This is a genomic window from Hydrogenoanaerobacterium saccharovorans (assembly GCF_016901815.1).
Classification (GTDB): domain Bacteria; phylum Bacillota; class Clostridia; order Oscillospirales; family Ruminococcaceae; genus Avimicrobium; species Avimicrobium caecorum.
The window spans coordinates 106,706-118,590 of the sequence record NZ_JACSNR010000001.1 but is presented as its reverse complement, the minus strand read 5'-3'; the positions used below and the strand labels follow the sequence as shown (position 1 = coordinate 118,590).

Here is an 11,885-nt window from a genome sequence, read left to right as displayed (position 1 = left end):
AAAAGCAGCCGGTATAGTATACTGGTAACAAAATCAAGGCAAACTGCCAGGAGAGAATGCAAAAAAAGGGGTGAAACCGATGCGCAAAGTGGATATCCGTGCTTATAAGAATTCGCTGCGGGACAAGGCCAAAGCCATGCGGCGGGGCATGGACCCGGAGGAGAAGGCACAGATGGACCGGCAGATCACCGACCGGATCTGTTCGCTGTACCAGTACCGGGAGGCGCAGACTCTGCTGTGCTATGTTTCCAAGCCCATCGAAGTGGATACCATTCCACTGATTCAGCGGGCTCTGGCAGATGGCAAACAGGTGGCCTGTCCCCGGTGTGTGGAAGGCACCCGGCAGATGGAATTCTATCGGATTCACAGTCTGGATGACCTGGAAAAGCGTACCTTCGGCGTATTGGAGCCCAAGGTGCCGGGGTGTGAGAAACTCACCGATTTTACCGGGAGCCTGTGCATTGTTCCGGCACTGATGTATGATCTCAAGGGCTACCGGCTGGGATATGGCGGCGGGTATTATGACCGTTTCCTGTCCGGCTATGACGGCTATAAGATCGGCATTACCTACCGGCGCAATATCCTGCGGTTCCTGCACTATGGACGGTATGATATTCCGGTGGATATGATCGTAACCGAGAGCTTTTTCCGGCTCACCGACCGCAGCCGGCTCCATGGCCGGGACTGAGTCCCGCCGGAAGAACTACCCATGATCCAAGGAGAATGAAATGAACGAAGAAAATCAGCGCCGCCGCACAAGACGGCGGGAGCGTCCGGTCAAAAAGAAGAAAGGCAGAATACTGGCGATTTGTCTGGCGGCACTGGTGCTGGCAGGCGCTGTCTATGGCGTCCATATCTGGGCGGATTACAGCGGCAGCTTCCAGAGCAGCGCAGAGGTGACAGTCAAGATCCCATCCGGCAGTTCCGGCAGACAGATCGCCGCTCAGCTGGCTGAAGACGGCATTATCAGCCATAAGACGGTATTCTATTATTATATGCGTATGACCGGTGCCGGAGTGGGGCTCAAGCCGGGCAGCTATGTGCTGCGTTCGGATATGAGCTATGCCGAGATCGTCGAGGCCCTGTCTGCCGGCAGCGAGCGGGAAGATGTGGCACGGGTCACCTTCCCGGAGGGTCTCTCCCTGCGGGAGATCGCGGATCTGCTGGAGGAAAAGGGTGTCTGCCCGGCAGATGAGTTCCTGGACTATCTGGATACTGCCGACCTGAGTCAGTACGACTTTGTGGCGGAACTGCCGGACGATGACCGCTATCACCGTCTGGAGGGCTATATCTTCCCGGATACCTATGATTTCTATCTCGGGGAAGCGCCTGCCAGTGTTGCGGCCCGGTTCCTGGACCGATTCGAGCAGATCGTGGATCAGGAGATCCGGGACCGTGCCGAGGAAATGGGCATGACCATCGATGAGGTGGTGACCCTGGCTTCGGTGATCCAGGCCGAGTGTTCCTATCCGTCTGAGATGGCGAATGTGTCGGGGGTATTCCATAACCGTCTGAATGACCCGGCAAACTATCCCAAGCTCCAGTCGGATGTGACAGTCTTTTATATCCGGGACGAGATCCTGCCCTATGCCGGCAGCGATACCGAGGACTTTTATGATCAGCTCTACAATACCTATGTCCACAACGGACTGCCAGTGGGGCCGATCTGCAGCCCGGGTGAAGACGCGCTGAAGGCAGCGCTCTACCCGGCAGAGCATGACTACTATTACTTCATTACCGATAAGGACGGCAATTTCCTGTATGCCCAGACACTGGCAGAGCATGAGGCCAATATCCGGGATGCGGGGATCTGACTGAAAACAGGAGGGAAAGCATCAGAATGAGCAATCGGATCAAACCGGAGGTGCTGGCGCCAGCCGGCGATTTTGAGCGGCTGCAGGCTGCGGTCAAATACGGTGCGGACGCGGTCTATCTGGGAGCGACCAGCTTCGGGATGCGTGCCAATGCCGGCAACTTCAACGAAGAGGAGCTCCGGGCCGGCGTCAAGTTTGCCCATGAGCATGGGGTGCGGGTGTACCTCACCTGCAATATCCTGCCCACCAATGAGGAGGCAGACCAGCTGGAGGAGTTCCTGCTACGGGCAGCGGATGCCGGAGTGGATGCGCTGATCGTGGCAGATGTGGGCATTCTGATGATGGCCCGCCGTCTGGTGCCGCAGATCGACATTCACATCTCCACCCAGACCGGTGTGGTGAACTACCTCACCGCCAATGAGCTCTACAAGCTCGGCGCCAAGCGGGTGGTACTGGCCCGGGAACTGCCGCTGGAGACCATCCGGGAGATCCGCCGGCGCACCCCTGCGGACCTGGAGATCGAATGCTTTGTGCATGGCGCCATGTGCATGTCCTTCTCGGGACGGTGCCTGCTCTCCAACTACCTCACCGGACGGGACGCCAACCGGGGCGAATGTGCCCAGCCCTGCCGCTGGAGCTACTATCTCATGGAGGAGAAGCGTCCGGGACAGTATTTCCCCATCTTTGAGGACGAGCATGGCTCCTATATTCTCAATGCCAAGGATATGTCGATGATCGACCATATCGATGACCTGGTGGATGCCGGCATCACCTCGCTGAAGATCGAGGGCCGGGCCAAGAGTGCCTACTATGTGTCGGTGGTGACCAATGCCTACCGGCAGGCAGTGGATCAGTATGTGGCTGATCCTGAGAATTACCACCTGGCGGGCTGGCTGGCAGAGGAAGTCTACAAGGTCAGCCACCGGGAGTACTGCACCGGCTTCTATTACGGACGCCCGGATCAGTGCTATCTGTCCGGCGGCTATGTACGGGAATGCGATATTGTGGCTGTGGTGGATCACTGTGCCGATGGCTGGCTCTATGGTACCCAGCGCAACCGGTTCGCTGTGGGGGACGAGGTGGAGATCCTCGAGCCCGGTCAGCCCCCTTACAAGCTGACAGTGGCGGAGATCCGCAATGGGGAAGGGGAGTCGGTTCCCGCGGCACCCCATGCCATGATGGCCTTCTCCATGCCCTGTCCCGAGGGCTCCTTCACCCAGGGAACCATCATCCGCAAGAAAAAAACTGATTGACCCAGGACAGGAGAGCGTTGGCTCTCCTGTTTTTCTGCTCTGAAATGACGGAAATCCTGCAATTACCGGAAATTGCCGGAAACCCGTATAGCTGTGACTTTATCAGGCTGCAAAGCTGATGCGCAGAACGGTGATTCCCCGGGGCGGGAAGGGGGATGTTTTATCTAAAATGACTGTTTTCCTGCAAAAATCGAAGAAGTGCTGCGAAAGTACTTGCAGTTGCCGGGGAAATGTGTATAATCATACTGTTTTCCAAAATAGCAAACAGCAAGTGAATCTTTGAGGTGTCACATGAAATCAATGCAGAAGCTTTTCAGCCGAGAAAATCTCAAAACATTTCTGATCTGGAATGTGGGAGCGTTCATCACTGCAGTGGGCGCTTACTTCTTCAAATACCCCAACCACTTCTCCTTTGGCGGCGTCAGCGGTATCACCGTTGTGCTGGGCCATTACTTCCCCGAGCTTTCGCTGGGCGGCATCAACTGGGTGCTCAACCTGGCCCTGCTTGTCCTGGGCGCTGTGATGCTCGGCAAGAGCTTCGGTGTCAGCACCGCCTATGTCACCGTGTCCATGTCCGCTTTCCTCAGCCTGTTTGAGGTCCTGTTCCCCATGAGCCAACCCCTGACCGATCAGCCCCTGCTGGAACTGATCTTCGGCGTGCTGCTGCCCTCGGTGGGTGCGGCAGTACTGTTCAATGTGGGCGCTTCCACCGGCGGCACCGACATCATCGCCATGATCCTCAAGAAGTACACCAGCGCCGACATCGGCAGCGCCCTGTTCCTGGCGGACTTCTTCATCGCCGCCGCTGCCTTCCCGGCCTTCGGCGCCACCACCGGACTGTTCTCCCTGCTGGGTCTGGGTACCAAGAGCCTGACCGTCAACTTCGTGATGGAGAACATGAACCTGAGCAAGTCCTTCACCATCATCACCGATAATCCCGATCCCATCTGCCGGTTCATTGTGGAAGATCTGAACCGTTCGGCCTCCACCTACCGGGCAGAGGGCATCTATACCCACCAGGACCACACCGTCATCATGACCACCATGGGCCGTCAGCAGGGCAGCCGGCTTCAGCGTGTGATCCGGGAAGCCGATCCCCATGCCTTTGTGGTTATTACCAACACCAGCCAGGTGATCGGCAAGGGCTTCCGGGGCGGAAACTGATCCCATCCGGCCCAATTCCGGCTGGAAATATTGCACCGGCCTTTATGGCATATCCATGAACCGGCTCTCCGTATGGAGGGCCGGTTTTTTGCGTCCTGTGACATATTTCATGCAGAAATCAGTCGAATGTGGTGGAAAGAGGTCTTTTTCGAGCCGGAAGAGGTTCATTGCGCCACTATATATTGTGGTTTGATATATTACATATTTTACCATAACTGGAAAAATAAAAACACCGCATCCAGGAAAGAGGGAATGCGAATATATGTTCTTTTTGGAATATATTACAAGGCAAAGTGTATTTTTCTGAGGTTTCGTCCGCTTTTTGCACATAATTTTCCATTCAAAAAACTTTCATGAATTGGTAAAAGAGTCTTGCAATTTAACCCAAGCATGAGTATAATTAACTTAAGTAAGTGGGTAAAAGTGGGGAGAAGTGGTGTTCTTCTCACCAAAAAGGGGGTGAAGGCGATGCTGATCGGGGAATACAATCCCAGTATAGACCTCAAGGGCCGCCTTCACTTTCCGGCGCGCCTGCGGGAAGATCTCGGGGACAAGTTCATTGTCACCAAGGGCCTGGACAACTGTCTGTTTGTCTATTCGCTCAGTGAATGGGCGGAACTGGAGGCCAAGATCAAGGCTCTGCCCATGAGCCGTTCCCGGACCCTGCAGCGGTTCTTCTTTGCCGGTGCGGTGGAAGTGGAACCGGATAAGCAGGGACGCATCCTCATTCCCGCCAACCTGCGGGAATATGCCCATCTGGACAAGGATGTCACCGTAGTAGGTGCCTCGGTGCGGGCGGAGATCTGGGATACAGCCCAGTATCAGGCCCTGTGCAGCGAGGTTTCGGCAGACGATGTGGCTGCTGCCATGGACGAACTGGGATTCTGACGCAGGAGGAACAAAGACATGGAATTTAGTCATTACTCAGTGCTGCTCAATGAGTGCGTTGAGGCGCTGAATATCGCTCCTGACGGCATCTATGTGGACGGCACAGCCGGCGGCGCCGGACATTCCCGGGAGATCGCCAAACGCCTGACCACCGGACGCCTCATCGCCATTGACAAGGACCCGGATGCCATCGCGGCTGCCACCGAGCGGCTGGCGCCCTATCCCTGTGCTCAGGTGGTGCAGGGGGACTTCGCCGATATGGATCGCATCCTGGCGGAGCTGGAGATCCCTCAGGTCAATGGAATCCTGTTGGATCTGGGAGTATCCTCCCATCAGCTGGACCGGGGCGAACGGGGATTTTCCTACAATGTGGACGCGCCGCTGGATATGCGCATGAGCCAGAGCGGACTTTCCGCCCGGGACATTGTGAACACTTACAGTGTGGACGAGCTGACCCGCATCCTTCGGGAATATGGGGAGGAGCGGTTTGCCTATAAGATAGCCCGGAACATTGAGAAGCACCGGGAACAGGCCCCCATCGAAACCACCTTCCAGCTGGTGGAGATCATCAAGGAGTCGATCCCGGCTCCGGCCCGGCGGGAGGGCGGTCATCCGGCAAAACGGACTTTCCAGGCCATCCGCATTGCGGTGAACAGCGAGCTGGATCATCTGTCCCAGTGTCTGGACCGTGCGTTTGACTGTCTGGCACCGGGCGGACGCTTTGCCATCATCACCTTCCATTCGCTGGAGGACCGCATGGTCAAGCAGAAATTTGCCGACTTGGCAAAGGGGTGCATCTGTCCGCCGGACTTTCCGGTGTGCGTATGCGGGCGTACCCCGCAGGCCAGACTGATTACCCGCAAGCCGATTCTTCCCTCGGAGGAGGAACTGGCAGAAAATAACCGGAGCCACAGCGCCAAGCTGCGGGTATGTGAACGAATATAGGACATCAAGGCCGGAGAAAAAACCGGTCTTACGATACAAGGGAGTGAGCCGCCATGCAGAGCGCAGCATACGATCTTTCAATATACGAGCCCAAGCCCAAACGACAGGCAGAACAGTCGCCGAAGGTACGGGTAGTAGCGCAGCACAGTCAGGAGGAACTGGCCCGGCCCAAGATGCTGGCAAAGGCAGTGGGTCTGGTGGTTCTGCTGACCGTATCCCTGTGTATGCTGCTGTACAGCAACGCAGTGCTGACCGAGCTCAGCGATCAGGTGGCAGAGGCCCAGGAAAAGCACCAGATGCTTCTGGCAGAGAATGAGCGTCTGCAGACCTCCATCGAAAGCCGGATGTCGCTGCGGAACATTGAGGACATTGCTAAAAACGAGCTGGGGCTCTCCGAGCTGGAGCCGTATCAGGTCACCTATGTCAACCGCTGCGGCGGCGATAAGATCGTGACCAACGAAAGCACACCGTCAGGAGCTTCGATCCTGGAGGAAATTACAGATACGATCGGTTCCGCTTTGGAATATCTGAGGATCAGTTTCAATAAAAATTAAGTTGAATTGAGAGTTAAGAACCGTGTCTGTCCTTAACTCTTGATTTCTTTTCACGGGAAATTTCGGATTTTATCACAATTTGCAGGGAGGCAGCGCATTGGAGCAGAAAGGCATGGGTTCAAGACTGTTCGGGTCGCGCACACGGCTGATTATCATGACGCTGGGCGCAGGCTTTGCCATTCTTATAATCCGTCTGTTTTATTTGCAGGTGGTCCAGGCGGATATGTGGAAGGAAAAAGCCAGCAGTCAGCAGATGTATTCCACATCCATTTCCGCCAACCGCGGCAATATCTATGACCGCAATATGAAAACACTTGCCAAGAGCGTCACCGTCTGGACGGTATTCATTTCGCCGGCGGAGATGGAGGAGGACCAGCGGGAGCTGGTGGCCTCGGGCCTTTCGGAGATCCTCGATGTGGATTACGACATGGTCTATGAAAAATCGCTCAAGACCTGGCGGTATAATGAGACCATCAAGAAGAAGGTGGACAATGACACCGCCGATGAAGTGACAGCCTTCATCAAGGAAAATGACATCAAGGGCATCTATCTCAGCGAAGATACCATGCGCTATTATCCCTATGGCAACCTGGCGTCCACTGTGCTGGGCTTTACCGGCAATGACGGCACCGGCGCCTATGGCCTGGAAGCCTATTACAACAAGACCCTGTCCGGTACCAACGGCGTCATCGCCTCGGTGCGCAACGCCAAGGGAACTGCCATGCCCTTCAGTGAGCAGCAGATCTACGATGCGGAGGACGGACAGAGCCTGGTGCTGACCATCGATGAAACAGTGCAGCACTATCTGGAAAAGCACCTGGAAAATGCCGTACAGGAGCATGAGGTGCAGAACCGTGCTGTGGGCATTGTGATGAATGTCAAGACCGGCGAGATTCTGGGCATGTCCACCAAGCCGGACTTTGACCCCAACAACCCCAGTGAGATTTACGATACCAATACCAAGGCGGAGCTGGACGAAATGAAAGAGGAAGCCGGCGACGACGAGGAGAAACTGGACGAATACTATACAGCCCTGGGTGAAGCCCAGATGGCCCAGTGGCGGAACAAGGCCATTTCCGACCCCTATGAACCGGGATCGGTATTCAAGCTGATCACCGCGTCGGCGGCGCTGGAGACCGGCACAGTCACCGGTTCCACCCCGTTCTACTGCCCGGGCTATATCGAGGTAGCGGGCAACCGGATCTCCTGCTGGAAGATCGGCGGTCACGGTGCCATCGACTTTGTAGGCGCTATCAAGGGTTCCTGCAACCCGGCCTTTATCATGACCGGTCAGGCCCTGGGCGCGGAACTGTTCATGGAGTACCTGGATAAGTTCGGCCTCTATGACATCACCGGCGTGGACCTCCCCGGCGAGGCCACCAGCATCATGCACAGCCGGGAGACCATGATGAATGAAAACATGGCGTCCCTTTCGTCGGCATCCTTCGGTCAGACCTTCAAGGTCACTGCCCTGCAGCTGATGACGGCGGTCAATGCCTCGGTCAACGGCGGCTACCTGATGCAGCCCTATATCGTTTCCCAGGTGCTGGACAGCGACGGCAATGTGGTTTCCAATACCGAGCCGGTGGTGGTGCGCCAGGTCATCTCCGAAGAGACCTCGGCTCTCATCGCCTCCTATGCGGAGCAGGTTGTCAGCGGCGAGGGCGGTTCGGGTGCCCGTGCTGCTGTGCCCGGCTACCGCATCGGTGGTAAGACCGGTACCTCCCAGAAGCTGGACCAGGAAGGCGATGACATCATCCTTTCCTTCTATGGCTTTGCCCCGGCAGACGATCCTGAGATCGCTGTGCTGGTCATGCTGGATGAGCCTCAGAAGAACAACCAGTACGGTTCGGTTATCGCCGCGCCGGTTGTGGGCAATATTCTGGCGGATATTCTGCCCTATCTGGGCTTCGAGCCCAACTACACCGAGGAGCAGCTCTCCTCGGCTGATATGGCAACACCCTATCTGATCAACTATGGCCTCCAGGAGGCCCAGACCAATCTGGTGCAGGCTGGTCTGCAGTACCGGGTAGTGGGCAACGGCACCACAGTTGTGGACCAGACCCCGGGTGCGGCAATGCCCATCCCCGGCGGCGGCACCGTTGTGCTCTACACGGAGGAAACCGAAAGACAGACGGCCGCGGTGCCCTATGTCATCGGCAAGTCGGGCAATGAGGCCAACCGTATGATCCTCAATGCCGGCTTCAATATCAAGATCGAGGGCGAGAGCATCGAGCACGAGGGCTGTGTGGCAGTGAGCCAGTCCATTGAGGCAGGCGAAAATGCCGAGATCGGCACCGTCATCACCGTCACCTTTGAAGTGCAGGGAAATGCCCTGCCGGATTAAAAAACGCTACAAGGACCGGGAGGGTCTATCATGCTTCTTACAAAACTGCTGGAGGGGATCACCTGGGAAGGGGAAGCCCCGGAATGTGAAATTGTCGGTCTGACTGCGGACTCCCGTCAGCTGGAACCGGGTTGGGTCTATGTCTGTCAGAAGGGACAGCGGTTCGACGGCCACGACTTTGCCGCAAAGGCACTGGAACTGGGTGCAGCCGCTGTGGTAGTGGACCGGGACCTGGGACTTCCACGGCAGATCCGGGTGGAGGATACCCATGCGGCCTATCCGCTGCTCTGTGCCAACTTCTTCGGACGCCCGGCAGATTCCATGAAGATGATCGGCGTCACCGGCACCAACGGCAAGACCACCAGCGTCTTTCTCATCAAGCACCTGCTCACTGCGGCGGGGCACCGCACCGGACTGATCGGCACGGTACAGAATGAGATCGGCGACCTGGTACTGCCGGCAAAGTTCACCACACCGGACCCCTATCAGCTCCAGTCGATGCTGGCGAAGATGCGGGCAGCCGGCTGTGAATATGTGGCGATGGAGGTATCCTCCCATGCGCTGGATCAGCACCGGGCGGATGGTATCCACTTTGATGTGGCGGTGTTCACCAACCTGACCCTGGACCATCTGGACTATCACCACACCATGGAGGAGTATTTCGCCGCCAAGCGCAAGCTCTTTGACCGGTGTGACACAGCCGTGCTGAATATCGATGACGAGCATGGACGCATCCTGGCAGAGGAGCTCTCCTGCCGCACTGTGACCATCTCGGACAAGGACGACACCGCCGACTATCTGGCGGGGAATATCCGCATCCGTTCGGACGGCAGCAGCTTTGTGGTGCTGCACGGCGGCGAGCTGGAGAAGGTAAATATCTCCACTCCGGGGGACTTCTCCATCCACAATGCACTGGGAGCCCTGGCGGCAGTGACCGAGGCAGGCGTCCCCATGGCGCAGGCGGCGGCAGACCTGGCGGACTGCGCCGGTGTGCCGGGACGGTTCGAGGTCGTGCCCAACGCCCTGGGCTTTACTGTGATCCGGGACTATGCCCACACCCCTGACGGCATTGACAATGTGCTGTCCACCGTCCGGGGCATCACCGATGACCGCATGGTGGTGCTGTTCGGCTGCCCGGGGCTCCGGGACAGCTCCAAGCGCCCTGCCATGGCGGCAGCAGTGGCAAAGTATGCCGACTTTGTGATCCTCACCTCGGATAACCCCCGGGAGGAGCCGGAGGAGAAAATCATCAATGATGCCCTTCCCGGTCTCACTGCCAGCGGCAAACCGTACAAAATTATCTCCGACCGGTACGAAGCCATCGAATATGCGCTTGAAACCTGCGGGGAAGGTGATATACTCTTATTGCTGGGCAAAGGCCATGAGGACTACCAGGTTCTGGCAAGCGGAGCGAACTATTTCAATGAAAAAGAAATTGTAGGGGAGCTTTCCCGTAAGATTGCCCGGCAGAGAACCGAAGGATCGGAGAAGTAATACAGTTATGGAACAGATGTCAGCCTATGAAATCGCAAAGGCACTGAATGCAGAATATCATGGGGAAGATGTGGCAATCGACCACATCTCCACCGATTCCCGGGATCTCTCGGGGAACTGTCTGTTTGTGGCACTGGAGGGCGAGCGCACCGATGGTCACCGTTATGTGGCGGCAGCACTGCGCGGCGGTGCCCGTCTGGCAGCGGTACAGAAGCCGGTGGAGGGCCTCGCTCCCGAGGAGGAGAGCCGTCTGCTGCGGGTGGAGAACACCTTCTATGCGCCGCTGGCGATTGCGGCAGCCTATCGCAGGCGCTATTCCCTGCTGACGGTGGGTGTCACCGGCAGCGTGGGCAAAACCACCACCAAGGACTTTATCGCGGCGGTGCTGTCTGCCCGGTACAAGACCCTCAAATCCCAGGGCAATCACAACAATGAGTTCGGCCTGCCGGTCACAGTCTTTGAGCTGGACCCCAGCTATCAGGCCGGTGTGTTTGAGATGGGTATGGACGCCCGTGGGGACATCAGCCGCCTGACTGCGGTGGTAAAACCGGACATCGGCGTCATCACCAATGTGGGTGTATCCCATCTGGAACGGCTGGGCACCCGGGAGAATATCCTGGCAGCCAAGCTGGAGATCACCGAGGGCATGGCAGACGGCAGCCCGCTGATCCTCTGCGGGGACAACGACCTGCTCTCCACTGTGGAGATCCCCCGGCTCCGGGTGCTGCGCTACGGCATAGAGGCACCGGAGCTGGATGCCCGGGCTGAGGAAATCGTCACCGGCGAAGGGGAGACCCGCTTTGTCATCGTCTGGAAGGACGGACGCTATCCTGCCCGGATTCCTGCCATGGGCCGGCACAATGCCATGAATGCCCTGGCTGGGTTCCTGGTGGGAATCGAAGCCGGCATGACTCCCGAGGAGGCCGCTGAGGCCCTGTCCGGGTATGCCATTTCGGGAATGCGCCAGCGGGTGCGGCTCTGGAACGGCATCAAGGTGGTGGAGGACTGCTACAACGCCGCCCCGGATTCGATGAATGCCGCTCTGGATACGCTGTCCGGCATGGAATGCGAAGGCCGGAAGATCTGTGTCTTTGCGGATATGCGGGAGCTGGGAAGCGCGTCGGATGAGTCCCATCGGGCCATCGGACAGCATGCGGCCCGGGTGGCGGACAAGCTGCTGGTCTATGGCCCCCAGTCCCATCTCTATGTGGAGGGAGCCAATGCCGCCGGTCTTTCGGATGCCCGGGAATACCCCGACCGTCCGGCTCTGACTCAGGCGGTGCGGGAAGCAGTCCGTCCCGGGGATATTGTCTGGTTCAAGGGCAGTCTGCTCATGAATCTGGAGGAGGTACTGCGGGCTGTCTTTCCCGATGCGGAATAGGCCCTGCAGCCAGGATAAAACCAAAATTACAGGAGAGTTTCTTCG

Annotated in this window: 10 protein-coding genes; all 10 read left to right on the top strand. The window is 57.4% G+C overall.

The annotated features are described in order from the left end of the window. The first annotated feature begins 79 nt into the window (after window positions 1-79). Entirely contained in the window at window positions 80-688 is a 609-nt protein-coding gene (locus tag H9X81_RS00600) for a 5-formyltetrahydrofolate cyclo-ligase (RefSeq protein WP_191391711.1), read from the top strand. Window positions 689-728: 40 nt separating this feature from the next. Continuing rightward, window positions 729-1,814, top strand: coding sequence for an endolytic transglycosylase MltG (gene mltG / locus H9X81_RS00595; protein ID WP_204719215.1), 1,086 nt, complete (start codon window positions 729-731; stop codon window positions 1,812-1,814). A 26-nt stretch (window positions 1,815-1,840) separates the two neighbouring features. After that, window positions 1,841-3,067, top strand: coding sequence for a peptidase U32 family protein (locus tag H9X81_RS00590; protein WP_204719214.1), 1,227 nt, complete (start codon window positions 1,841-1,843; stop codon window positions 3,065-3,067). Between the two features lie 351 nt (window positions 3,068-3,418). Continuing rightward, the gene (locus H9X81_RS00585; protein WP_345941509.1) at window positions 3,419-4,231 is read left to right on the top strand and encodes a YitT family protein; all 813 of its coding nucleotides are present in this window, start codon (window positions 3,419-3,421) and stop codon (window positions 4,229-4,231) included. Between the two features lie 468 nt (window positions 4,232-4,699). Beyond that, a complete protein-coding gene (mraZ, locus tag H9X81_RS00580) occupies window positions 4,700-5,119 on the top strand; it encodes a division/cell wall cluster transcriptional repressor MraZ (protein WP_191391707.1) in 420 nt (139 codons plus the stop codon). Between the two features lie 18 nt (window positions 5,120-5,137). Continuing rightward, window positions 5,138-6,064: a 16S rRNA (cytosine(1402)-N(4))-methyltransferase RsmH gene (rsmH, locus tag H9X81_RS00575; protein WP_204719213.1), complete on the top strand. Its 927-nt coding sequence runs from the start codon at window positions 5,138-5,140 to the stop codon at window positions 6,062-6,064. A 53-nt stretch (window positions 6,065-6,117) separates the two neighbouring features. Continuing rightward, on the top strand, window positions 6,118-6,618 hold the full coding sequence (locus H9X81_RS00570) for a hypothetical protein (RefSeq protein ID WP_177504037.1): 501 nt from the start codon (window positions 6,118-6,120) through the stop codon (window positions 6,616-6,618). A 223-nt stretch (window positions 6,619-6,841) separates the two neighbouring features. Continuing rightward, complete coding sequence (locus tag H9X81_RS00565; protein ID WP_204719212.1) at window positions 6,842-8,965, top strand: penicillin-binding transpeptidase domain-containing protein; 2,124 nt, start codon at window positions 6,842-6,844, stop codon at window positions 8,963-8,965. 30 nt (window positions 8,966-8,995) lie between these two features. Then, complete coding sequence (locus tag H9X81_RS00560) at window positions 8,996-10,459, top strand: UDP-N-acetylmuramoyl-L-alanyl-D-glutamate--2,6-diaminopimelate ligase (protein WP_191391705.1); 1,464 nt, start codon at window positions 8,996-8,998, stop codon at window positions 10,457-10,459. Window positions 10,460-10,466: 7 nt separating this feature from the next. Beyond that, complete coding sequence (locus H9X81_RS00555; protein ID WP_204719211.1) at window positions 10,467-11,840, top strand: UDP-N-acetylmuramoyl-tripeptide--D-alanyl-D-alanine ligase; 1,374 nt, start codon at window positions 10,467-10,469, stop codon at window positions 11,838-11,840. Window positions 11,841-11,885 lie beyond the last annotated feature (45 nt).